Source organism: Streptomyces sp. NPDC031474 (assembly GCF_055581185.1).
On record NZ_JBVIJX010000004.1, the window covers coordinates 205857 to 229076 of the forward strand.

The window sequence follows — 23220 nt, forward strand, 5'->3', positions numbered from 1 at the left end:
ACCCGGGGGGCGGCCGCCGTCGTGCGGCACGCGCGCGTGCACACCACCGTGTGCGCGCCTCTCCTCACCCGCAGATTCACTCAGAGTGGAGTGCTCCCTGTCATGAAGGCCTCTCGCATCGCCTCCGGCGTCACCTCCCGCGTCACCTCCCGCGTCGCCGCCGCCGCTGCCGTCGCCGGCTGCGCCGTTCTCGCCCTGTCCGCGCCCGCCTTCGCGCACGTCAGCGTCGCCGCCGAGGGCGCCGCCGCCAAGGGCGGCTACGCCGTCGTCGACTTCAAGGTCCCCAACGAGCGGGACGACGCCTCGACCACCAAGCTCGAGGTCACCTTCCCGACCGACCACCCGCTGGCCTCCGCGATGCCGGAGCCGATCAACGGCTGGAAGATCGAGGTCACCAAGGCGAAGCTCGCCAAGCCCCTCACGGTGCACGGCAAGCAGATCTCCGAGGCCGTCTCCAAGATCACCTGGACCGCCACCGGCAAGGGCATCGAGTCCGGCTACTTCCAGAAGTTCCCGGTCTCCGTGGGCGCGCTGCCCGAGGACGCCGAGGAACTCGTCTTCAAGGCGATCCAGACGTACTCCAACAAGGAGGTCGTGCGCTGGATCGAGGTCCAGGAGGACGGCGCGGAGGAGCCGGAGAACCCGGCCCCGGTGCTGGCCCTGTCGGCCGCTTCCGAGGGCGGCCACCACGGCACGAGCGCCGAGGACGCCTCCGACGAGTCCTCCGCCGACGCCAAGGCCTCCGCCGCGAAGACGACCGAGGCCGCCTCCGACTCCGGCGGCAGTGACACGACCGCCCGGGTCCTCGGCGTGGTCGGCATCGTCGTCGGCGCCGCCGGTGTGGCGTACGGCGTGCTCGCCGGCCGCCGCCGGACCACGACCGAGGCCTGAGCCCCACCCCACGTCGGACCGGCGGCCCTGTGGCCCGGCGCCCGACTCCTGCTCGTCCGCGACGTGCACCGGGGACACGCACGCACCCGTGCGTGCGCCCCCGGTGCACGCCGGAGTTCACACATCTGGGACATTTTTCTATGCGCAAGAAGACGTTCGCCGTGGCCGCGCTGCTCACCGCCGCCACCCTCACCCTCTCCGCCTGCGGCAGCGGCAGCGGCGACAGCGGCGACAGTTCCGTCGCCGCCGTCTCCGAGGACGGCGCCTCGAAGCAGGCCGCGACCGTGCTCGACCAGCCCTTCACCAAGCCCGACCTGGTCCTCACCGACACCCAGGGGAAGTCCTACGACCTCCGCAAGGAGACCGCGGGCCGGCCGACGCTGATCTACTTCGGCTACACCAACTGCCCCGACGTCTGTCCGCTGACGATGAGCAATATCGCCGTCGCCAAGAAGCAGCTGCCCAAGGCCGAGCAGGACGCGCTGCGCGTCGTGTTCGTCACCACCGACCCGGACCGGGACACCCCGGCCGCGCTCGGCAAGTGGCTCAAGGGCATCGACCCCCAGGTCGTCGGCCTGAGCGGCAAGTTCGCGACCATCCAGGCCGCCGCCCGCACCCTCGGCATCTCCGTCGAGGCGCCGCACAAGGACAAGAACGGCAAGATCGTCTCCACCCACGGCACCCAGGTCGTCGCCTTCTCCCCGAAGACGAACGGTGGCTACCTCCTGTACGGCGAGGAGGCCACGGTCGACGACTACACCAAGGACCTCCCCAAGATCATCAAGGGCGAGAACCCGTGAGGCGTGTGCGGCCGGCGCGTCGGCCCGCGAGGCTCCTCGCCCTGCCCGCCACCGCCGTCACCGGGGCGCTGCTGCTGGCGGGCTGCGGGTCGGACTCCGACGGACGGGCCGAACTGTCCGTCCGGGCCGCCTACATACCGCAGCCCGTCTCCGACACCATGGCCGCCGGTTTCCTCACCATCGTCAACAAGGGCGGTGCGAAGGACGAACTGACCTCCGTCACCAGTGCCACCGCGGGCAGCGTCACCCTCCACGAGACCGTCGGGTCGTCGATGGAGGAGGTCACGTCCCTCGATGTGCCGGCGCATGGTCAACTCGTGTTCAAGAGCGGCGGTAACCATCTGATGTTCGAGAAGCTGAAGAGCAAGCCGGTGCAGGGCCAGACGGTGGCCGTCGAACTGCACTTCGCCGCATCCGACCCCCTCGAGGTCGAGATTCCGGTCGAGTCCGCCACGTACACCCCGAAGACCGGCCACTGAGGGAGGGACCACCTTGACGCAGACCATCGCCCCCCGCGTCCGCATGTTCGTGCTGCTGTTCCTGGCGGTGACCGGCACGCTTCTCGCCGGCGCCGGACCCGCATCCGCGCACGCCGCGCTGACCGGCAGCGACCCCGCGCAGGGGGTGGTGGTCGACAAGGCGCCCACCCAGGTGACGCTGACCTTCTCCGAGACCGTCTCGATGAACGACGACTCGCTGCGCGTCCTCGACCCCAAGGGCACCCGCGTCGACAGCGGCAAGCCGACCAACACCAGCGGCACGTCGTACGCCGTGCAGCTGCACTCGGGGCTGCCCGACGGCACGTACACGGTGACCTACCAGGTGGTGTCCGCCGACAGCCATCCCGTCGCCGGCGCCTACACCTTCTCCATCGGCGCGCCCTCCAAGACCAGCGTCTCGGTGTCCGACCAGGGGGCCGGCGGCGGAATCGTCGGCGGGCTCTACGGTTTCGGGCGGTACGTGTCGTACGCCGGGTTCATCGTGATGGCCGGCGGGGCCGCCTTCGTGCTGGCCTGCTGGCAGCGCGGCACCGGGGTGCGGGCCGTGCAGCGGCTCATCGTCTCCGGCTGGCTCGCGATGACCGCGGCCACCCTGTTCCTGCTGCTCCTGCGCGGCTCCTACACCAGCTCGGGCAAGCTCGGCGACGTCTTCGACCTCGACCTCCTCGGGGAGGTCCTGCAGACCAAGACCGGCGCCGCCCTGGTCTCCCGGCTGCTGCTGCTCGCCGCGGCCGCCCTGTTCATCGCCGTGCTCTTCGGCGCGTACGACAAGCGAGAGGACGAGGAGAAGCGGGATCTGACCTTCGGGCTCGCCACCGGCGGAACCGTCGTCGCCGCGGGGCTCGCGGCGAGCTGGGCCATGGCCGAGCACGCCTCGACCGGGCTGCAGCCCGGCATCGCGATGCCGGTCGACGTGCTGCACCTGCTGGCGGTCGCGACCTGGCTCGGCGGGCTCACCGCGCTCCTCATGGCGCTGTACCGGGCGCCCGCCGACCGGCCCGTCGAAGCAGCCGTCGTCCGCCGCTTCTCCCAGGTCGCCTTCGGCAGCGTCCTGGCCGTGGTCGCCACCGGCGTCTACCAGTCCTGGCGTCAGCTCGGCTCCTGGTCCGCCTTCACCGACACCCGCTACGGACAACTACTGCTCATCAAGATCGGGCTCGTGGCGCTGCTCGTCGGCATCGCGTGGATCTCCCGACGCTGGACGGCCCAGCTGGCGGACACGACGACGAAGACGACGGCCCGGAACTCCGCAGCCGAAAGGCCCACGGCCGAGACGGCCACGGTCGACGGGTCCACAGCTGAGACGGCGACGGTCGACGGGTCCACGGTCGATGGGTCCACGGTCGAGGAGGCCGCCCCGAAGTCCGCCCTCGACTCCGCGGCCGAGTCTGCGCCCGAGAAGGAGCACGTCACGGCGGCGGCCGGGAGCGGATCCGGGACCGGAACTGGGGCTGGAGCCGGGGCCGGGGCCGCCAAGGCCGGATCCGGTGGAGCGAAGCGGGCCGCGCAGCTCGCCCGGCAGCAGGCCGCCGTCGACGCCACCCGGCAGAAGCGGCTGCGGGACTCCGATCCGGGCCGCTTCGGCCTGCGCCGCTCGGTGCTCGCCGAGGCCGGCGTCGCCGTCGTGCTGCTCGGCGTCACCACGATCCTGACGTCGACGGAACCCGGCCGCACGGAGCAGGACGCCGCCAAGGCCACCCAGTCCTCCTCCTCTTCCTCTTCCTCTTCGTCCTCCTCGGGGGACTCCACCTCCGGCGCCCTGACGCTGGACATGTCGTTCGACACAGGCGGCACGGACGGCAAGGGTGTGGTCAGCGTCGACCTCGACCCCGCACGGGCCGGCGCCAACGAGATGCACGTCTATGTGACCCGGCCCAACGGCCGCGCCTTCGACGTGCCCGAGGTCAAGGTCGCCTTCACCCTCGAAGCCAAGAAGATCGGGCCGCTGCCCGTCTCCCCCGACCACATCACGACCGGCCACTGGTCGGCGACCGGAGTACAGCTCCCCCTGGCCGGCGAGTGGAAGATCGCCGTGACCGTGCGGACCTCCGACATCGACCAGGTGACCGTCTCCAAGAACGCGCAGATCGGCTGAACCGCACCATGCCCGACCAGTCCCTCCCCGAGGCCCGTACGCCCCAGACCGGTACGCCCGAGTCCCGTACGCCCGAGACCCACACCTCCGTGGACGAAGGCGCGCCCTCGAAGTCCCGCTCCCCCGAGGGGCTGACACGGCGCAAGCTGCTCGGCACCGCCGGCACCACCGGGCTCGTGCTCGGCGCGGCCGGCGGCGCCGTGGGCTATGCCGCGGCGCCCTCACAGGTCACGCCGCTGTCCTCGATCGGCGCCGACGAGGCGATGTTCCACGTGAAACATCAGCCCGGCATCACCCAGGGTCTCCAGGCCCGCGGGCATCTCGTCGCCTTCGACCTCGCCGCCGGCGCGGGCCGCAAGGAGGCCGCCGCGCTGCTGCGCCGCTGGTCGGAGACGGCTCGGCGGCTGATGGCGGGCGAGGCGGCGGCGAACGACGACACGGACGTGGCCCGGGACGCAGGCCCCTCCTCGCTGACGGTCACCTTCGGTTTCGGCAACAGCTTCTTCGCCCGCACCGGGTTGGAGAAGCAGCGCCCGGTCGCCCTCGATCCGCTCCCCGACTTCTCCTCCGACCACCTGGACAAGGCCCGTAGCAACGGCGACCTGTGGGTGCAGATCGGCGCGAACGACGCCCTGGTCGCCTTTCACGCCCTGCGCGCCATCCAGAAGGACGCGGGCAGCGCGGCGAAGGTCCGCTGGCAGATGAACGGCTTCAACCGGACGCCGGGTGCCACCGCCCACCCCATGACGGCCCGCAACCTGATGGGTCAGATGGACGGCACCCGCAACCCCAAGCCGACCGACTCCGACTTCGACCAGCGCATCTTCGTCCCGGCGTCCGGCGCCAAGGACCCGGCGTGGATGGCCAACGGCTCCTACGCTGTCGTACGCCGTATCCGCATGCTGCTCGACGACTGGGAGAGGCTGTCGCTCAAGGCCCAGGAGCAGGTCATCGGGCGCAAGAAGTCCGACGGGGCGCCGCTCTCGGGGGGCGGCGAGACGACCGCGATGGACCTGGAGAAGACCGACGCCCGCGGCGATCTGGTCGTCCCGATCAACGCGCACGCCCGTATCACCCGCCCCGACCAGAACGGCGGCGCGGCGATGCTGCGCCGGCCCTTCTCCTACCACGACGGCATCGACCCGGACGGCACTCCGGACGCGGGCCTGCTCTTCGTCTGCTGGCAGGCGGACCCGTTGCGCGGCTTCGTCACCGTGCAGCGCAAGCTGGACCGCGGGGACGCCCTGTCGAAGTACATCCGCCACGAGTCGAGCGGCCTGTTCGCGGTGCCGGGCGGCGCGGCCGAGGGGGAGTACGTGGGCCAGCGACTGCTGGAGTCGTGAAGTTACGGCCCGTCGTGCGGATTCATTCCTGCGAGCGGCTGTCGTGAGACGCATACGTCCGGATAGGCAAGGGCCATTAGGGTGAGGTCATGCCAGCGAGCTATGCGTATCTCGGCCCCGAGGGCACCTTCACGGAGGTCGCCCTGCGCACGCTTCCGGAGGCGGCCACCCGGCAGCTGATCCCCTATGTGTCGGTGCAGTCCGCGCTCGACGCGGTGCGCACCGGCGAGGCCGAGGCCGCGTTCGTGCCCATCGAGAACTCCGTCGAGGGCGGGATCACCACGACCCTGGACGAGCTGGTCGCGGGCGCGCCGCTGATGATCTACCGCGAGGTGCTGCTGTCGATCACCTTCGCGCTGCTGGTGCGGCCGGGCACGAAGCTGGCGGACATCAAGACGGTCTCGGCGCATCCGGCCGCGCAGCCGCAGGTCCGCAACTGGCTGAAGGGGAATCTCCCGGACGCCCTGTGGGAGTCGGCCGCCTCGAACGCGGACGCCGCCCGACTGGTCCAGGAGGGCCGGTACGACGCCGCCTTCGCGGGCGAGTTCGCGGCCGCCCGCTACGGCCTGACGGCCCTGGAGACCGGGATCCACGACGCCGAGAACGCTCAGACCCGGTTCGTGCTGGTGGGCAGGCCCGCCCGGCCCGCCGCGCCGACCGGCGCGGACAAGACGTCCGTCGTGCTGTGGCAGCGCGACGACCATCCCGGCGGCCTGCGCGACCTGCTGGGCGAGTTCGCCACCCGGGGCGTCAACCTCATGCTGCTGCAGTCCCGGCCGACGGGCGCGGGCATCGGCAACTACTGCTTCTGCATCGACGCCGAGGGACACATCTCGGACCGGCGGATGGCAGAGGCGCTCATGGGGCTGAAGCGCATCTGTCGCGAAGTGCGTTTCCTCGGCTCGTACCCGCGCGCGGAGGTGAGCCCGGCGGACGTGCCGACTCCGCTGCCGGGGACCTCCGACGGCGAGTTCGTGGCGGCGTCGGACTGGGTGGCCCGCTGCCAGGACGGCCGGTTCTAGCAGCAGGTCCGCGGCCGGTCCACAGCCAAACGCAATGCGCAGCCGTTCCGGAACCGGTCGGCTGTCGGTCGGCTGTCGGTCCGCTGCCGATCCGGTGCCGGTTGTGGCTGTCGTTCACGCCGTCCTGGCTGTCATTCAAGCCGGTCCTATCTGCGTATCTTCGTTATCCACAGAAGTTATCCACAGGGCGGCATCTCGACCTGGGGACAAGTCGACAACGTCGATCACCGAAGCCCCACCCAGTCGACAAATCGGCCTCCACGACACCAGGGCGACTCGCAACCTGCGCGTCACCCTTCGTCCACCTGTTTCCTTCGATCAATCCTTTGGGGCGACCCATTTCCACCCGAAAGTGGGTCGCCAGACGGTTTGGGCAAGGAATTGACCGCCCCCCACCGCACTATCGGAATGATCAATTCCAATGTCCACAGATCTTTCGCACACCCTGTGGATAACCGTCCCGGGGGTGTGGATACCTGTGGACAACGCCACCCCCAAGTCCCCTCCTCCACAAGGAAATCGAGTCAACGAGACGCCCATCACATGCCCCGTCCCAGGGAGTGAGACACTTTTCATTGACACGTGCGGCAATTCCCTCATAACTGAACGTAAGCCATGAATCGGAACCTTCGGCCTACGGTTCGGAATGGTGAGTCGTGAGCGGCAACCCCGCACGGGTAGCCTTGGCCGCGTGATTGACCTTCGCCTGCTCCGTGAGGACCCCGACCGTGTGCGCGCGTCCCAGCGCGCCCGTGGAGAGGACGTCGCGCTCGTCGACTCTCTCCTGTCCGCCGACGAGCGGCGCAGGTCGTCCGGCGTCCGCTTCGACGAGCTGCGCGCCGAGCAGAAGTCGCTCGGCAAGCTCATCCCCAAGGCCTCCGCGGACGAGAAGGCCGAGCTGCTGAAGAAGGCGAGCCAGCTCGCCGCCGACGTCAAGGCCGCCGACGCCGAGCGTGACGCCGCCGACGCCGAGACCCAGGAGCTCCTGCAGCGGCTCGGCAACCTCGTGCACCCCGACGTGCCCGTGGGCGGCGAGGAGGACTTCGTCACCCTGGAGACGCACGGCACGATCCGCGACTTCGGCGCCGAGGGCTTCGAGCCCAAGGACCACCTGGAGCTCGGTCAGCTCCTCGGCGCGATCGACGTCGAGCGCGGCGCGAAGGTCTCCGGCTCCCGCTTCTACTTCCTCACCGGCGTCGGCGCCCTGCTGGAGCTGGCCCTGGTCAACGCGGCGATCGCGCAGGCCACGGCCGCCGGCTTCACGCCGATGCTCACCCCCGCGCTGGTGCGTCCGCAGTCCATGGCGGGGACCGGCTTCCTCGGCCAGGCCGCCCAGGACGTCTACCACCTCGACAAGGACGACCTGTACCTGGTCGGCACCTCCGAGGTCCCGCTCGCCGCGTACCACATGGACGAGATCATCGACGCGGACAAGCTGCCGCTGCGCTACGCGGGCTTCTCGCCCTGCTTCCGCCGCGAGGCCGGCTCGCACGGCAAGGACACCAAGGGCATCTTCCGCGTCCACCAGTTCGACAAGGTCGAGATGTTCTCGTACGTCAAGCCCGAGGACTCGACGGCCGAGCACCAGCGCCTGCTGGCCTGGGAGAAGCAGTGGCTGTCCTCGCTGGAGCTGCCGTTCCGCGTCATCGACGTCGCCACCGGTGACCTCGGCTCCTCGGCCGCCCGCAAGTTCGACTGCGAGGCCTGGATCCCCACCCAGGGCAAGTACCGCGAGCTGACCTCGACCTCGGACTGCACCGAGTTCCAGTCCCGCCGTCTGTCGATCCGCGTCCGCGAGGGCAAGCAGGTCCGCCCGCTGGCCACGCTGAACGGCACGCTGTGCGCCGTCCCGCGCACGATCGTCGCGATCCTGGAGAACCACCAGCAGGCCGACGGTTCCGTGTACGTGCCCGAGGTGCTGCGCCCCTACCTCGGCGGCCGGGAGGTCCTGGAGCCGGTGGCCAAGTGAGCGCCGCGTCTCCCGCCGGAGGGCTCCCCTACCGTCTGATCGCGACCGACCTCGACGGAACGCTGCTGCGCTCCGACGAGTCGGTCTCGCGGCGCACCCGTGACGCCCTCGCCGCGGCCACCGCGGCGGGCGCCGCACACATCGTGGTGACGGGCCGCGGGGTCCCGTGGACCCGGCACATCCTCGACGATCTCGGCTACGACGGCCTCGCGGTCTGCGGCCAGGGCGCACAGGTGTACGACGCCGGCGAGCATCGTCTGCTGACGTCGGTGACCCTGGACCGACAGCTGGCCGCGGTGGCCCTGGCGAAGATCGAGGCCGAGGTCGGCCCGCTGTACCTGGCGGCCAGCCGGGCCGGCCTGGACGGAGACGTGCTGGTCGGCCCCGGTTACGCGGTCACCGGCGCACTGCCGTCGACGCCGTTCACGGACGCGTCCGACCTCTGGTCCGCACCGCTGAGCAAGATCTACATACAGCATCCCGAGCTGTCCGACGACGCGCTGGCCGAGGCCGCCCGCCGGGCCGCGGGTGGCTTCGTCACGGTCGCGATGGCCGGCCAGGGCATCGTGGAGCTGCTCCCGCTGGGCCTGTCCAAGGCCACGGGCCTCTCCCTGGCGGCCCGCCGCCTGGGCCTGAAGGCCGCCGACACGATCGCCTTCGGCGACATGCCCAACGACATCCCGATGTTCACCTGGTCCGCACACGGCGTAGCCATGGCCAACGCCCACGAGGAACTCAAGGCAGTAGCCGACGAGGTGACGACCTCGAACGAGGACGACGGCATCGCAGCAGTACTGGAACAACTACTCCCCTGACCAGCCCCACCCTGCCAAGCCGACGGGCGAGCCGACGCCCTGCCGGGCTGACACCCTCCCCGAGCTGACGACCTGTCGAGCTTGCAGGCGACCTGCCGGACCGGCGGGCTGGCACCCTCACCGGGCTGCCTAGTGCTGTGACCGGGAAGGTTTGCCGGAAAGCTCGCGGCGTCCGGTGCGGTGCATCGCAAGGCGGAGCATCGCCCGTGTACTGGATGTACTCGGGTGATGCGACAACGCGGCGGTGGGGGCCCCTCCCGCGCGAGCGAAGCCGAGCGTGGGGGAGCCGTGCCGGGCGTCGCGAGCCGGTGAACCTTCCCGGTCACAGCACTAGCTGACGGCTTGGCGGGCTGCCGAGCTGACGGCCTGTCGAGCCCGCTGGCGGCCTGCCGGGCCGGCGGGCGGCCGGGCTGGCACCCTCACTGGGCTGTCGAGCCGGCGTGCGGCCGGGCTGGCACCCTCACTGGGCTGTCGAGCCGGCGTGCGGCCGGGCTGACGCCGTGTCGAGCCAGCGGCCTGACCAGGCTGGCGAGCTGGCGGCCTAACTGGGCTGACGGCCTGGCGTCGGCGGGCGGGCCGGCGGGCGCAACGATCGCCGCAGGCGATCAGGGGCGCGGGGAACTGCGCGACCAGCCCCGACGCTCCCGCACCCGAACGACTTCCGAGCCTGAACGGCTTCCGGGCCCGAACGACTTCCGCACCCGCAGAACCCACCCGAACCCCGCTCCACGTACCCCTGGCCAAAACCCCGGCCAAGTCCCAGTGACAACGTCTCGCGGAGGATGCACGGATCGAACGTGCGCGGGGTGTCACCCCCGACCACGGTTTAGCAAACCGGTGCCTTGCCACTCGGCCAATCCTCCGGGTGGGCGGCCCACGCGAGAGCGACATCGCGTGCTCGAAGCGGCCGCCCCGGGCAGCTCCCCTGTGCGGGACGGGTTCGACGGAGGGGTAACTACTCCGGAACCCGCCCCCGGCTGCCCTGAAGGGAGCTGGACGTACTGCCGTGCATGGGCATTGTCCCGCTCCTCTCCCGGTCGGTGGCGCCGGAACCCTTCCGGCGCTGCGGGGTACAACCACTGTGCCCGGGGGACGAGTTGGACGCCACCGAATAAAACAGCCGTGCGAAAAGCAGGCCGAGCGGCGACTACCGGCGGCGCCACCTGCGGCGCCGCGCCTTGCTGAAGAACCAGCCCGCGGGCGGCTCGTCGGAGCGCCACGGCTGCGGCTCGGGCTCCTCCGTCCGCCAGCGCGCGGCCAGCATCCGGGCCCGGGCGGACGGCTCGGACGTCTCGGCGGCCCGTATGAACTCGTCGTCCAGGACGAAGCCGTCCCAGACCTCGCCCTCGGCCCGCCCGCGACCGCCGCTCACCGCGTTGTCGTCCGCCATCCCCGTCCTCCAAGCCAGGTCCGATTCCGCCCAGTTCCGATGCAGTTCCGATTCCGCCCAGTGTGCCGGGACGCAGGTGAAGCCACCGTCAAGGCCGACCGGCCCGGGCCCCGGCACGGCCGGTCACTCCTCGCCCGCCAGCGTCAGCGACCGCAGCTTCTGTCCCGCGTACCAGGTGGCCAGCACCGTCACCACGACCAGCAGCACCGTCGCCGTCGTCAGTCCGACGTCGGAGGTGACGAGGTCGCCGCCGGCGACCTTGTGGGCGACGGCCAACGACCACTGCTGGACGCTGAGCGTGCGCGCGCCCGCCACCAGGGAGCCGAACAGGGCCTCCCAGACGAGGGCGTAGACGAGGCCGAAGACCACCGCGTGCCGGGACACCGTGCCCAGCAGCAGGAAGACGGCCGCGTAGGCGATGGAGGAGACCAGCGCGGCCACCGTGTAGGCGACGGCGATCTGCTGGCCGTTTCCGTTGAGGATGAAGCCGGCGATGAGCGTGGGCAGCGCGGAGAACACCATCGTCACCGCGATCGCCACGATCAGCTTGGTGAAGATGATCGTCGGCCGCTTCAGCGGCTTGGACAGCAGGTACACCACGGAGCCGTCGTCGATCTCCGGGCCGATCGCGCCCGTGCCGGCGATGACGCCGATGATCGGCACCATCGTGGCGAGCGCGAGCCCGCCGAGCAGGTCGGACGCCGTCTGGTCGTCGGCTCCGGCGAGGCCGCGCACGACCACGGAGATCGCGATCAGCAGCAGGGGCAGGGCGCCCAGGATGAGGGCCCGGCGACGGCCGAGCAGGGCCCGGTAGGTGAGCCGGGCGACTGTGGGGTCGTACATCTGGGGCCTCCTACGCCGCGACGAGATACGAGAAGACGGACTCGAGGGACTCGTCGGACGGCGAGACCGTGAGCAGCCGGATGCCGTGGTCGCGGGCGACCCTCGGCAGCAAGGCCGTGAAGCGTGCGAAGTCGACGGCCTGGATGCGCAACGCGCCCTCGGCGAGGTCCACTTCGATGCCGGCCGTGGACGGGTCGGCGATGAGCGCGGCCGCGAGCGCCCGGTCGTCGCTGGAGCGCACCAGATAGCGGTGCGGTCGGTCGGTCATCAGGCGGCGGATCTTGCGGAAGTCGCCGCTGGCCGCGTGCCGGCCCGCGACGACGACCTCGATGTGCCAGGCGAGCTGCTCGACCTCTTCGAGGATGTGCGACGAGAACAGCACCGTGCGCCCGTCGTCGCCCATGCGCCGCAGCAGGTCCATGAGCTGCATGCGCTGGCGCGGGTCCATGCCGTTGAAGGGCTCGTCGAGCAGGAGCAGCGAGGGGTCGTGGACGAGGGCGCTCGCCATCTTCACGCGCTGGCGCATGCCCTTGGAGTAGGTGGAGATCTTGCGGTCCTGCGCGTACTCCATCTCGACGGTGGCCAGCGCCTTCTGTGCGGCCTTGGCGCCGAGGCCGTGCAACTCGGCGTTGGCGACGACGAATTCGCGGCCGGTGAGGAAGTCGTACATCGCCTCGCGCTCGGGGACGATGCCGATGTGCCGGTAGATCTCCTCGTTGCGCCAGACCGGCTGTCCGTCGAGGGTGACCGTGCCGGTGGAGGGTGCCAGGAAGCCGCCCATCATGTTGATGAGGGTGGACTTTCCGGCGCCGTTGGGGCCGAGCAGGCCGGTGACGCCGGGGCCGATCGTCATGGTGACGTCGTTGACGGCGACCACGTTGCCGAACCAGCGGGAGACGTGGTCGATGCTGAGCGTGGTCACAGGCCCACCTTCCGGTAGCGGCGGATGAGGAGGCCGTAGCTTGCGGCGATCAGGCCGAGGACGACGAGGACGTAGACCGCGCCCTCCGCGTCGGAGGGGCCGATTCCGCCCGGGAAGGCGGAGGTGGCGCCCAGGAAGGCCGACTGCACGCCGTCGATGAGCGTGACCGGCGAGAACAGACCGATCCAGGCGATGGAGCCGGTGCTGTTCTGCGCGTCGGCGATGGCCTGGAGCGTGGAGACGGCGCCGTAGGAGATGGTCAGGACGGCGATGACGGCGGCGATGCCGAAGCCACGTCGCGGGGTCGCCGAGGCGATGACCAGGCCGAGGCCGGCGAAGAGCAGTGAGAGCAGTGCCACGGAGACGAGTCCCTGAGCGAATCCCTTGGTCTGGTCGGCGAAGTCGAGCTTCGCCAGCAGCGCGCCCACGTACAGCACCAGCAGCGGGGCCGCGGTGAGGGCGAAGAGCGCCGAGGCCAGCGCGGCGAACTTCGCGAGCACGTAGTCCGCGGTCTCGATGGGCCGCGAGAAGTACAGCGGCACCGTCTTGAAGCGCAGGTCGCGCGAGACGGACTGCGGTGCCTGCGAGGCGACGTACAGGCTGATGACGGCCTGGAGGACGATCGCGTACCGCGTGTAGTCCAGGGGGAGTTCCTTGGCCTTCGTGGCGACCGCCACGGCGACCATGATGGCCGCGGGCACGCACATCACCACGAACAGCAGCATCGGCAGCACCTTGGACTTCACCGAGCGGCCGAGGCCGTAGGCGCCGCGCAGGGACTGCGAGTAGAGGGAGCGGCGGGCGTAGGCGCGGCCCAGGCGGGGGCCGTCGTAGCTGCGGTAGCCGATGTTGTGGATGCGGGTCTGGTCGCCCGAGGGGGCGGTGACCGGGTGCTCAACTGCCATGGCCGACGGCCTCCTTCCGCTGCTGGTCGTTGGTGGCGTCGCCGTCCGTGAAGACCTCGGAGATGTGGTGCCTGCGCTGTTCCATGCGCACCAGGCCGAGGCCGAGGTCTGCGACCACGTCCCGGACTACGTCGTAGGTGTCCTCGCCCTGTGCGGTCAGCAGCAGGACGTGGCCGGCGCCCGGCAGGCCGCTCTGGCTGTCCAGGATGTCCACCCCGCGCGCGTGGAGCGCCTCGCGGACCGCGCGGGTGCCGTCCGGGTGGTCGTCGTTGTCGGTGACCTCGATCGCGAGGGTGGTCGTGGTCTGGGTGAAGTCGGTGGTGGAGCTGGAGCGCAGGAGCTTGCCGCCGTCGACGACCACGACGTGGTCGCAGGTGCGCTCCAGTTCGCCCAGCAGGTGGGAGGTGACCAGGACCGAGATGCCGAAGTCGGTGTAGATGCGGCGGATGAGGCCCAGCATCTCGTCGCGTCCGACCGGGTCGAGGCCGTTGGTGGGCTCGTCCAGGAAGACCAGCTGCGGGTCGTGGACGAGGGCCTGGGCGAGCTTCACGCGCTGCTTCATGCCGGTCGAGTAGCCCCCGATGGGGCGGTAGCGCTCCTCGTAGAGCCCGACGTGGCGCAGGGTGTCCGCGGTGCGTTCGCGCGCGGCGGTGGGCGGCAGGCCCGACATGCGGGCCATGTGCACGACGAACTCGGTGGCCGAGACGTCGGGCGGCAGGCAGTCGTGCTCCGGCATGTAGCCGACCCGCTCGCGGATGTCGGCGCCCTTGCTCGCGACGTCGAGGCCGAGCACCTCGGCTCGGCCCTCCGTCGCGGGCGACAGACCCAGAAGGATCTTGATCAGTGTGGACTTGCCGGCTCCGTTGGCTCCGACGAGCCCGGTCACACCGGGCCCGACGTCCACGGAGAGCCGGTCAAGCGCGGTCACCCGGGGGAACCGCTTGCTCAGGCTTTCGGTCGCGATCACAGTCACAGCGTCGAATTTAGTGACGCACGCCACGGAAATCGTCAGACCCAAGAGCCGTTTTCGCGTCAGACCTCAGATGTACGGGCCCGTAGGGGATCCCCTGCCTGAGAGTTACGGCCGGGCTTCACCCCGGCGTGCGCCCCTCCCTATTGACGCTTCCTCTAACAAGTGCCAGATTCGGGCGGGGTCACGTTACGGACACGTACCGCAGTCGACGCGAACCGGTGGGACGAGGGGGAAGTGACGATGCTGGAGGGTGCGCGGGAGCGCCGGGTGCGGACCGGTGGGATCGAGTTGTGCGTGGCTGAGCTGGGTGACCCCGGGCGGCCCACGGTCGTCCTGGTGCACGGCTATCCGGACAGCAAGGAGGTGTGGTCGCAGGTCGCGCCCCGGCTGGCGGGCCGCTTCCATGTGGTGCTGTACGACGTGCGGGGTCACGGCCGTTCCGACGCGCCGAGGCCGCTGCGGGGCGGGTTCACGCTGGAGAAGCTGACGGACGACTTCCTGGCGGTCGTGGACGCGGTCAGCCCGGACCGGCCGGTGCACCTGGTGGGGCACGACTGGGGCTCGGTGCAGTCCTGGGAGTTCGTGACCGTGCCGCGCACCCAGGGCAGGATCGCGTCGTTCACGTCGATGTCCGGGCCGTCCCTCGACCACTTCGGCCACTGGCTCAACAAGCGCCTGACCAGGCCGACTCCGCGCCGGGTCGGCCAACTCCTCGGCCAGGGAGCCAAATCCTGGTACGTGTACCTGCTGCACACGCCCGCCCTGCCCGAACTCGCCTGGCGCGGCCCGCTCGGCAAACGCTGGCCGGGCATCATGCGGCGGCTCGAGAAGGTGCCCGGCAGCGACTACCCGACGGCTTCACTGCCCTCGGACGCGGCGCACGGCGCGTGGCTGTACCGGGACAACATCCGCAGCCGGCTGAGCAGTCCGCGTCCCGACGCGCACGCGCACGCGCCCGTGCAGCTCATCACCCCCATGGGGGACAGGTTTCTGTCGGAGCGGCTGTACGACGAACTGGAGCAGTGGGCCCCGCGGTTGACCCGGCGCAGGCTGCCGGGCGGACACTGGATCCCGCGCACCCGTCCCGACCAGGTCACCTCGTGGATCGTCGACTTCGTCACCTCGGTGGAGTCGGAGCACGAACAGCAGGGCGCGGCAGCCGGAAAGGACCTGGAACACGGCGGCGAGCCGGTCCGCAAGACCGCCACCGGACGGTACGCCGAGCGCTTCGGCGGGCAGTTGGTGCTGGTCACCGGGGCGGGCAGTGGCATCGGGCGGGCCACGGCGCTCGCGTTCGCCGAGGCGGGCGCGCGCCTGATCGCCGTCGACCGGGATGCGGAGAGCGCGGCCCGCACCGCCGAACTGTCCCTTCGCAAGGGCGCGTCCGGGGCCTGGGCGGAGGCGGTGGACGTCTCCGACGAGCAGGCGATGGAGAAGCTCGCGGCGAAGGTCCACACGGACCACGGGGTGGTGGACGTGCTGGTGAACAACGCGGGCATCGGTCTGTCGGGCTCCTTCTTCGACACGACGCCCGAGGACTGGCGCAGGGTCTTGGACGTCAACCTGTGGGGCGTGATCCACGGTTGCCGTCTCTTCGGTCGTCAGATGGCGGAGCGCGGACAGGGCGGCCACATCGTCAACACCGCCTCGGCGGCCGCCTATCTGCCCTCCAAGGCGTTGCCCGCGTACAGCACCTCCAAGGCGGCGGTCCTGATGCTGAGTGAATGCCTGCGTGCCGAACTCGCCGGGCAGGACATCGGAGTTACCGCGATCTGCCCAGGCCTGGTGAACACCAGCATCACCTCGACGGCGACCTTCGTGGGAGTGGACGCGGCGGAGGAACGGCGCCGTCAGAAGCGTGCCGCGCGCGCGTACGGGTTGCGCAACTACCCGCCGGAGAAGGTGGCTGAGGCGATCCTGCGGGCGGTCGCACGCAACGAGGCGGTCGTTCCCGTCACTTCGGAGGCGAAGGTCTCATATGCCCTGTCACGGTTCATGCCCAGGGCGTTGAGAGCGCTGGCGCGGGTGAATCCGCCACTCTGAGACACCGCCGAACGGGTGTTGAGGGCCCGAGACTTGGGCCGCTTCGCGTCAAGTCGCCGACTTTCGGGTGAACTTGGCGACCCCCCCTTACCGGGCTGCCAGTTGTCCACAGAATCGCCAATTAGCCTGTGGATAACTACAGTTGGTTGTGGATCAAACCTCCGGCCCAAAATTGCATGCGTGATCCACGTCTCTCCCTTCATGCTGAGCGGATGAACGAAAAGGACAGAGACGAAAGACGCACCGTGAAGGTGTCGAAGTACCTCTCGAAGCATCTGCGGCACCAGCCCGAGCGCATCGGCCTCACCCTCGACGAGGCCGGCTGGGTGGAGATCGACGAGCTGATCGCCGCGTGCGCCGCACACGGCTTCCGCTTCACCCGGGACGAACTGGACCATGTCGTCGCCGCCAACGACAAGAAGCGCTTCGCGATCGAAGGCACCCGGATCCGCGCCAGCCAGGGCCACAGCGTCGAGGTCGACCTCGGGCTGCCCCCGGCCACCCCGCCGGCATACCTCTACCACGGGACCGTGGCCCGCTTTCTGGACGCGATCCGGGCCGAGGGGCTACGGCCCATGAACCGGCACGACGTGCATCTGTCGGCCGACCGCGAGACCGCGACGCGCGTCGGCTCCCGCCGGGGCCGCCCCGTGATCCTCTCCGTGGACGCCGGCGCCATGCATCGCGACGGCCATGTCTTCCACATCAGCGCCAACGGGGTGTGGCTGACGAAGGCGGTGCCGCCGCAGTATCTGCGGTTCCCCGAGTCCCACTGACCCTGCATGATCAGTGATATGGAGCACCTTCCCACCACCGAGGCCGCCGTCACCGCCCTCCGTGGCATCGCCGACGCCTACGCCCTCGAGATCGAGGTTGCCCATGACATCGGCGCCGATCAGACCTCCCGGCGCACCGCCGCGGGCGTCGGCGTCACCACCGACCCCGACGGCTCGCTGCCGCACGAGGCCCATGTCGAGCTCGGCGGTCGGCCGAGTGTGAGCGTGCGGCTGTACCCGGACGACGACGCTCTGATCACCGTCGACGGGGTGGAGTGCCCCGACGTGGACCGCGACGACGTGCCTGCCTTCCTCCGCTCCCTGTACGAGGGCCACGCCTGGGTCAAGGCGCGCCGATTCCCGCCGAGCCACATCCTGATGGTTCCGCTGCCGGGTGACCGGGTGCACAAGGAGTTCATCCCGGTCGGCCTCAGTCCGTGGCTGGCCGGCCGCGTACGGTGACTGTTTCACGTGAAACACGGTCGGCCGCATACGCTCGATGACATGAGTCTGCGCCTGAGCACCGTGATCCTCCCGTACCTCCGCTGGAACGAGGGCGGCCGTTCCGCCTGGACGCGGGCCGAGCAACTCGGCTTCCACACGGCGTACACCTACGACCACCTGTCCTGGCGCAGCTTCCGCGACGGCCCGTGGTTCGGCGCGATCCCGACGCTGACCGCCGCCGCGGCCGCCACCGAGCGCCTGCGTCTGGGCACGCTGGTGACCTCGCCGAACTTCCGGCACCCGGTCACCCTCGCCAAGGAACTGATCTCCCTGGACGACATCTCCGGCGGCCGGGTGACCCTGGGGATCGGCGCGGGCGGCACCGGCTTCGACGCCACCGCCCTCGGCCAGGAACCCTGGACGCCGCGCGAGCGCGCCGACCGGCTCGGCGAGTTCGTACCGCTGCTGGACCGGCTGCTCACCGAGGACTCCGTGTCCTACGAGGGCGACCACTACTCGGCGCACGAGGCGCGCAACATCCCCGGCTGCGTCCAGCGTCCCCGGCTGCCGTTCGCGATCGCCGCGACCGGACCGCGCGGGCTGCGGCTCGCCGCCCAGCACGGGCAGGCGTGGGTGACCACGGGCGACCCGAAGCTGTACGAGAGCGGCACCCCCGAGCAGTCGGTTCAGGCCATTCGCGGGCAGGCCGAGAAGCTCGCCGACGCCTGTGCCGAGCGCGGACGGGACGTGAAGGAGCTGGACAAGATCCTGCTCACCGGGTTCACCCCGGACCGCGGCCGGCCCCTGGAGTCCCTGGACGCCTTCGTCGATTTCGCGGGCCGGCACCAGGAGCTCGGCTTCACGGAGATCGTGGTCCACTGGCCCATCCCGGACTCCGACTTCGCCGCGGACGAGAAGGTATTCGAGCAGATCGCCATGGGGGCGGCGGCGCAACTGCGCTGACCTCGGCATCAAGTCAGCTGTGCCCTGCCTGTGCCTCATGTGTGCAGGCTCTCGCACGGTCGTGCGGGTGCATACGCGAGAATGGCCCGGTGACCTCAGCGACTCGACAGCCCGAGACCCCGGCCGCCGCCCTCCCGCCCCGGCTGATCGCCACCGATCTCGACGGCACTCTGCTGCGCGACGACAAGTCGGTGTCCCCGCGCACGGTCGCAGCCCTCGCCGCCGCCGAGGAGGCGGGTATCGAGGTCTTCTTCGTCACCGGTCGGCCGGCCCGCTGGATGGACGTCGTCAGCGACCACGTCCACGGGCACGGCCTGGCGATCTGCGGCAACGGCGCCGCCGTGGTCGACCTGCACGGCGGCCCCGGCGCCCACCGGTTCGTGAAGGTGCGCGAGCTGGCGCGGGAGAACGCGCTGGACGCCGTACGGCTGCTGCGCGACGCGGCGCCCGGGACCATGTACGCCATCGAGCAGACGTACGGCTTCTACCAGGAGCCGGAGTATCCGAAGATGCACATGGAGATCCCCGACACCCTCGCGCCGGCCGAGCAACTGCTGGCGCCGGACGCACCGGGGGCCGACGAGCCGGTGCTGAAGATCCTCGCGTTCCATCCCACGATCGACCCCGACGCCTTCCTCACCCTCGCCCGCCTGACCATCGGCGACCGCGCCGACGTCACCCGCTCAAGCCCCAGCGCCCTGCTGGAGATCAGCGGCCCCGGCGTCTCCAAGGCCAGCACACTCGCCCTGTGCTGCGCGGAACGCGGCATCTCCCACGAGGAGGTCGTCGCGTTCGGGGACATGCCGAACGACGTCGAGATGCTCACCTGGGCCGGCCGGTCCTACGCGATGGGCAACGCCCACCCGGACGTGCTCAAGGCGGCCTCCGGACAGACCGTCGCCAACAACGAGGACGGCGTCGCCGTCATCATCGAACAACTGCTCTCCGAGCGGGTGTGACCCCGGGGCGTTCGCCGAGAAGTTCCCCCGGCCGCCGGTCCTGTACCAGTGGGCTCGACGGTCACCGCGCCGCCGCCAGCAGCTCCGCGGCCTCCTCCCGCTCGGCCATCCTCCGCATCGGCCCCTCAACGGCGGTCAGTTCCGCGTACGCGCCGCGCTGCACCACCCGGCCCTCGTCCAGCACGACCACCTCGTCGACCGCGTCGAGACCGGCCAGCCGGTGAGTGATGAGCAGGGTCGTACGGCCCTCGGTGGCGGCCAGCAGGTCCTCGGTGAGCGCGTCGGCGGTCGGCAGGTCCAGATGCTCGGCGGGCTCGTCGAGCACCAGTACCGGGAAGTCGGCCAGCAGCGCCCGCGCCAGCGCGAGTCGCTGCCGCTGCCCGCCGGAGAGACGGGCCCCGTGCTCGCCGACGAGCGTGTCGAGTCCGTCGGGCAGTCCGTCGACCCACTCCAACAGCCGTGCTCGGGCCAGCGCGTCCCGCAACTCCTCCTCGCTCGCCCCCTTCTTGGCGAGCAGCAGGTTCTCCCGAACCGAGCTGTCGAAAAGGTGCGCGTCCTGCGCGCACAGCCCCACGAGCCGCCGTACGTCGTCACCGTCCAGGGCGTGGGCGTCCACGCCGGCGAGCGTGTACGAGCCCGCGTCGGCGTCCAGGAACCGCAGCAGCACCTGCGCGAGCGTGGTCTTGCCTGACCCGGAGGGTCCCACTACGGCGATCCGGCGTCCCCGCGTCAGGGTGAGGTCTACTCCCGCGAGCGCGTCCCGGCCCTGTCCGGCGTGCCGGGCGGCCAGCCCCTTGACGACGAGCGGGAACGGCGACGCGGGCGCCTGGCGGGGCCGCTGCGGCTCGCGCACCGGCTCGGGGGAGTCCAGCACCTCGTACACCCGCTCCGCGCTCCTGCGCACCCGCTGGCGGTACTGCGCGGCCAGCGGCAGCCCCAGGACGGCCTCGAAGGCGGCCAGGGGGGTCAGGACGACCACCGCCATGGTCACACCGGCCAGCCGCCCGTCGGCGACCGCAGAAGCGCCCACGAGCGCGGCGGCCACGACGGTCAGCCCGGAGACGAGCGCGGTCAGTCCATCGCCCAACGCGGTGGCGGTCGCCGCGCGCGAGGCGATCCGGGTGAGCACGGAGTCGGCGGCACGCACCTCCGCGGTACGGGTGGGCAGCGCGCCCGCGACGGTCAGTTCGGCGGTGCCGGTGAGCAGATCGGCCGTGCGGGTGGCCAGCGCTCCTCGGGCCGGGGCGAGCCGCCGCTCGGCGCGGCGCGCCACGGCTCCGGTGATCAGCGGCACCCCCACCCCGGCGGTCAGCAGCCCCGCGGCGAGCACGGCCCCGGCCTCGGGCAGCAGCCACGCCGTGAAGGCCACGGACCCGGCCGAGACGGCAACGGCGGCACCGGCCGGCAGCAGCCAGCGAAGCCAGTAGTCCTGCAGCGCGTCCACATCGGCGACCAGCCGCGTCAGCAGATCGCCCCGCCGGGTCGTCCGCAGGCCGGCGGGCGCCAGCCGCTCCAGTCGCCGGTAGACGGCGACCCGGGTGTCGGCCAGCATCCGCAGCACGGCGTCGTGCGACACGAGCCGCTCCGCGTACCGGAACACCGCCCGCCCGATACCGAACGCGCGAGTCGCCGTCACGGCCACCATCAGGTAGAGCACCGGCGGCTGTTGCGAGGCCCGCGAGATGAGCCAGCCCGAGGTGGCCATGAGCCCCACGGCACTGCCGAGGGCGAGGCTGCCCAGCAGCAGCGCGAGCGCGAGCCGGCCACGCCGGGCACCGGCCGTCGCCCGAACGCGCGCGAGGGCACCGGCACCGCTCGTGGCGATCCCCGTCGCCGGCTCCCCCGCGACGGACACGGCCGCCGCCTCTTCCAGCGGGGCGGGAGCATCGCCGACCGCGGCCTCCGCAGGCCTGTGCGTCTCGGTCTCGGCCAGGCGCACCACGCGGTCCGCCACCGCCAGCAGCGCCGGCCGGTGCACGACCAGCAGGACCGTCCGCCCGGCCGCCAGCCGCCGCACGGCCGCCACTACCTCCGCCTCGGTCTCCCCGTCGAGCGCGGCCGTCGGCTCGTCCAGCAGCAGCACGGGCCGGTCCGCGAGGAACGCCCGGGCCAGCGCGAGCCGCTGACGCTGCCCGGCCGACAGACCGGTCCCGTCCTCGCCGAGCACGGTGCCGACCCCGGCGGGCAAGGCGTCGACGAATTCCAGCGCCCCGGCATCCGCCAGCGCCCTGCGCACGGCCGCGTCGTCGGCGTCGGGACGCGCCAGCCGTACGTTCTCGGCGATCGTCCCGGCGTAGAGGTGCGGTCGCTGCGGCACCCACGCGATCCGCGACCGCCACTGTTCCAGGTCGGCGTCCGCGAGGTCGACTCCCCCGGCCAGCACCCGGCCCTCGCCCGGTCGCACGAACCCCAGCAGCACGTTCAACAACGTCGACTTGCCCGCACCGCTCGGACCGACGAGCGCGACCGTCTCACCGCGTTCGACGGTGAAGGACACGTCCGAGACGGCTTCGCCGGAACGGCCTGGGTAGCGGACGGTCACGCCCTCGAAAGTCACCCCGCCCTCGGCCACCGCGACCGCGCCGGACTCCGGCACCGGCGTCTCCAGCACCTCGAAGATCTCCTCGGCGGCCGCCAGCCCCTCCGCAGCCGCGTGGTACTGCGCCCCCACCTGCCGCAACGGGAGATACGCCTCGGGGGCGAGCACGAGGATCACCAGGCCGATGTACAGGTCCATCTCGCCGTGCACGAGCCGCATGCCGATCGTCACGGCGACCAGGGCCACCGAGAGCGTCGACAGCAACTCCAGCGCGAACGACGAGATGAACGCGATCCGCAGCGTCCGCATGGTCGCCTGCCGGTACTCGCCGGTGATGCGCCGGATCGACTCGGCCTGCGCCTTGGCCCGCCCGAACACCTTCAGCGTGGGCAGCCCCGCGACAACGTCCAGGAAGTGTCCGGAGAGCCGGGACAGCAGCCGCCACTGACGGTCCATCCGCGACTGCGTGGCCCAGCCGATCAGCACCATGAAGACCGGGATCAGCGGCAGGGTGCCGATGATGATCGCGGCGGACACCCAGTCCTCGGTCACGATCCGCGCGAGCACCGCGACCGGCACGACCACCGCCAGCCCCAATTGCGGCAGGTAGCGCGAGAAGTAGTCGTCGAGCGCGTCCACACCCCGCGTGGCGAGGGCGACCAGCGAACCGGTGCGCTGCCCGCTGAGCCAGCCGGGCCCCAGCACGGTGGCCCGCTCCAGCAACCGTCCACGCAGCTCCGACTTCACAGCGGCGCTCGCACGGTGCGCGGCGAGCTCGGTGAGCCAGGAGACCAGGCCACGGCCGACCGCGACGGCCACCAACAACAGCAGGGGAGTGCGCAGCTCGGCAACCGCCATGCCATGTTGGAAGGCACCGACGACCACCTCGGCGATGAGCATCGCCTGAGCGATGACCAGCGCTGCTCCGACGGCGCCCAGACCGACGACCGCCACCAGGAAGAGGCGAGTGGCTCGGGCGTACCGGAGCAGGCGCGGGTCGATCGGTTTCACGTGAAACACCCTCTCCT

19 protein-coding genes and 1 tRNA gene are annotated in these 23220 nt (G+C 71.0%); 13 read left to right on the forward strand and 7 right to left on the reverse strand.

All coding sequences use genetic code 11. From position 1 onward, the window contains the following. The first annotated feature begins 102 nt into the window (after positions 1 to 102). From ACZ5SK_RS09205 to ACZ5SK_RS09240, 8 genes are all read left to right on the forward strand, one after another. A complete protein-coding gene (locus ACZ5SK_RS09205; protein ID WP_334578623.1) occupies positions 103 to 891 on the forward strand; it encodes a YcnI family copper-binding membrane protein in 789 nt (262 codons plus the stop codon). Positions 892 to 1031: 140 nt separating this feature from the next. Next, the gene (locus tag ACZ5SK_RS09210) at positions 1032 to 1691 is read left to right on the forward strand and encodes an SCO family protein (RefSeq protein ID WP_361709703.1); all 660 of its coding nucleotides are present in this window, start codon (positions 1032 to 1034) and stop codon (positions 1689 to 1691) included. Positions 1692 to 1696: 5 nt separating this feature from the next. Beyond that, the gene (locus ACZ5SK_RS09215; RefSeq protein ID WP_334581260.1) at positions 1697 to 2170 is read left to right on the forward strand and encodes a copper chaperone PCu(A)C; all 474 of its coding nucleotides are present in this window, start codon (positions 1697 to 1699) and stop codon (positions 2168 to 2170) included. 13 nt (positions 2171 to 2183) lie between these two features. Next, entirely contained in the window at positions 2184 to 4286 is a 2103-nt protein-coding gene (locus ACZ5SK_RS09220; protein WP_334578625.1) for a copper resistance CopC/CopD family protein, read from the forward strand. Between the two features lie 8 nt (positions 4287 to 4294). Next, a complete protein-coding gene (efeB, locus tag ACZ5SK_RS09225; RefSeq protein WP_334578626.1) occupies positions 4295 to 5629 on the forward strand; it encodes an iron uptake transporter deferrochelatase/peroxidase subunit in 1335 nt (444 codons plus the stop codon). 89 nt (positions 5630 to 5718) lie between these two features. Continuing rightward, complete coding sequence (pheA, locus tag ACZ5SK_RS09230; protein ID WP_334578627.1) at positions 5719 to 6651, forward strand: prephenate dehydratase; 933 nt, start codon at positions 5719 to 5721, stop codon at positions 6649 to 6651. A gap of 691 nt (positions 6652 to 7342) precedes the next feature. Next, a complete protein-coding gene (gene serS, locus ACZ5SK_RS09235) occupies positions 7343 to 8620 on the forward strand; it encodes a serine--tRNA ligase (RefSeq protein ID WP_334578628.1) in 1278 nt (425 codons plus the stop codon). Continuing rightward, complete coding sequence (locus ACZ5SK_RS09240) at positions 8617 to 9435, forward strand: HAD family hydrolase (protein WP_334578629.1); 819 nt, start codon at positions 8617 to 8619, stop codon at positions 9433 to 9435. The genes serS and ACZ5SK_RS09240 overlap by 4 nt, the downstream gene beginning before the upstream one ends. Positions 9436 to 10211: 776 nt before the next feature. Here ACZ5SK_RS09240 and ACZ5SK_RS09245 read toward each other — a convergent pair. The 6 genes from ACZ5SK_RS09245 to ACZ5SK_RS09270 all read right to left on the reverse strand — a co-directional run bounded on the left by ACZ5SK_RS09245 (position 10212) and on the right by ACZ5SK_RS09270 (position 14462). Beyond that, positions 10212 to 10298, reverse strand: a tRNA-Ser gene (locus ACZ5SK_RS09245). A gap of 284 nt (positions 10299 to 10582) precedes the next feature. After that, positions 10583 to 10825, reverse strand: a complete 243-nt coding sequence (locus ACZ5SK_RS09250; RefSeq protein ID WP_334578630.1) for an SGM_3592 family protein — start codon at positions 10823 to 10825, stop codon at positions 10583 to 10585. Positions 10826 to 10948: 123 nt separating this feature from the next. After that, positions 10949 to 11668, reverse strand: a complete 720-nt coding sequence (locus ACZ5SK_RS09255; protein ID WP_334578631.1) for an ABC transporter permease — start codon at positions 11666 to 11668, stop codon at positions 10949 to 10951. A gap of 10 nt (positions 11669 to 11678) precedes the next feature. Continuing rightward, complete coding sequence (locus ACZ5SK_RS09260; RefSeq protein WP_334578632.1) at positions 11679 to 12590, reverse strand: ABC transporter ATP-binding protein; 912 nt, start codon at positions 12588 to 12590, stop codon at positions 11679 to 11681. Next, the gene (locus ACZ5SK_RS09265) at positions 12587 to 13495 is read right to left on the reverse strand and encodes an ABC transporter permease (RefSeq protein WP_334578633.1); all 909 of its coding nucleotides are present in this window, start codon (positions 13493 to 13495) and stop codon (positions 12587 to 12589) included. The genes ACZ5SK_RS09260 and ACZ5SK_RS09265 overlap by 4 nt, the downstream gene beginning before the upstream one ends. Next, positions 13485 to 14462, reverse strand: coding sequence for an ABC transporter ATP-binding protein (locus ACZ5SK_RS09270; protein ID WP_334581261.1), 978 nt, complete (start codon positions 14460 to 14462; stop codon positions 13485 to 13487). The genes ACZ5SK_RS09265 and ACZ5SK_RS09270 overlap by 11 nt, the downstream gene beginning before the upstream one ends. A 240-nt stretch (positions 14463 to 14702) precedes the next feature. Between ACZ5SK_RS09270 and ACZ5SK_RS09275 the strand changes: the two genes are divergently transcribed. From ACZ5SK_RS09275 to ACZ5SK_RS09295, 5 genes are all read left to right on the forward strand, one after another. Beyond that, the gene (locus ACZ5SK_RS09275) at positions 14703 to 16511 is read left to right on the forward strand and encodes an SDR family oxidoreductase (RefSeq protein ID WP_334578634.1); all 1809 of its coding nucleotides are present in this window, start codon (positions 14703 to 14705) and stop codon (positions 16509 to 16511) included. A gap of 212 nt (positions 16512 to 16723) precedes the next feature. Beyond that, the gene (locus ACZ5SK_RS09280; protein WP_334578635.1) at positions 16724 to 17287 is read left to right on the forward strand and encodes an RNA 2'-phosphotransferase; all 564 of its coding nucleotides are present in this window, start codon (positions 16724 to 16726) and stop codon (positions 17285 to 17287) included. A gap of 18 nt (positions 17288 to 17305) precedes the next feature. Next, on the forward strand, positions 17306 to 17749 hold the full coding sequence (locus tag ACZ5SK_RS09285) for a hypothetical protein (RefSeq protein WP_334578636.1): 444 nt from the start codon (positions 17306 to 17308) through the stop codon (positions 17747 to 17749). A gap of 42 nt (positions 17750 to 17791) precedes the next feature. Further along, positions 17792 to 18694: an LLM class flavin-dependent oxidoreductase gene (locus ACZ5SK_RS09290; protein ID WP_334578637.1), complete on the forward strand. Its 903-nt coding sequence runs from the start codon at positions 17792 to 17794 to the stop codon at positions 18692 to 18694. 89 nt (positions 18695 to 18783) lie between these two features. Then, the gene (locus ACZ5SK_RS09295) at positions 18784 to 19653 is read left to right on the forward strand and encodes a Cof-type HAD-IIB family hydrolase (protein ID WP_334578638.1); all 870 of its coding nucleotides are present in this window, start codon (positions 18784 to 18786) and stop codon (positions 19651 to 19653) included. A 61-nt stretch (positions 19654 to 19714) separates the two neighbouring features. Here ACZ5SK_RS09295 and cydD read toward each other — a convergent pair whose 3' ends face one another. After that, positions 19715 to 23203 carry a thiol reductant ABC exporter subunit CydD gene (gene cydD / locus ACZ5SK_RS09300; RefSeq protein WP_334578639.1) on the reverse strand — a complete coding sequence of 1163 codons (3489 nt, stop codon included), beginning with the start codon at positions 23201 to 23203 and terminating at the stop codon, positions 19715 to 19717. Positions 23204 to 23220: the final 17 nt, after the last annotated feature.

Bases quoted from the DNA above. Each gene is read 5' to 3' on its own strand.
- ACZ5SK_RS09205 (WP_334578623.1), top strand. From the start codon at position 103: ATGAAGGCCTCTCGCATCGCCTCCGGCGTCACCTCCCGCGTCACCTCC.
- ACZ5SK_RS09265 (WP_334578633.1), bottom strand. From the start codon at position 13,495: ATGGCAGTTGAGCACCCGGTCACCGCCCCCTCGGGCGACCAGACCCGC.
- ACZ5SK_RS09255 (WP_334578631.1), bottom strand. From the start codon at position 11,668: ATGTACGACCCCACAGTCGCCCGGCTCACCTACCGGGCCCTGCTCGGC.
- ACZ5SK_RS09280 (WP_334578635.1), top strand. From the start codon at position 16,724: ATGAACGAAAAGGACAGAGACGAAAGACGCACCGTGAAGGTGTCGAAG.
- efeB (WP_334578626.1), top strand. From the start codon at position 4,295: ATGCCCGACCAGTCCCTCCCCGAGGCCCGTACGCCCCAGACCGGTACG.
- ACZ5SK_RS09250 (WP_334578630.1), bottom strand. From the start codon at position 10,825: ATGGCGGACGACAACGCGGTGAGCGGCGGTCGCGGGCGGGCCGAGGGC.
- pheA (WP_334578627.1), top strand. From the start codon at position 5,719: ATGCCAGCGAGCTATGCGTATCTCGGCCCCGAGGGCACCTTCACGGAG.
- ACZ5SK_RS09210 (WP_361709703.1), top strand. From the start codon at position 1,032: ATGCGCAAGAAGACGTTCGCCGTGGCCGCGCTGCTCACCGCCGCCACC.
- ACZ5SK_RS09285 (WP_334578636.1), top strand. From the start codon at position 17,306: ATGGAGCACCTTCCCACCACCGAGGCCGCCGTCACCGCCCTCCGTGGC.
- ACZ5SK_RS09290 (WP_334578637.1), top strand. From the start codon at position 17,792: ATGAGTCTGCGCCTGAGCACCGTGATCCTCCCGTACCTCCGCTGGAAC.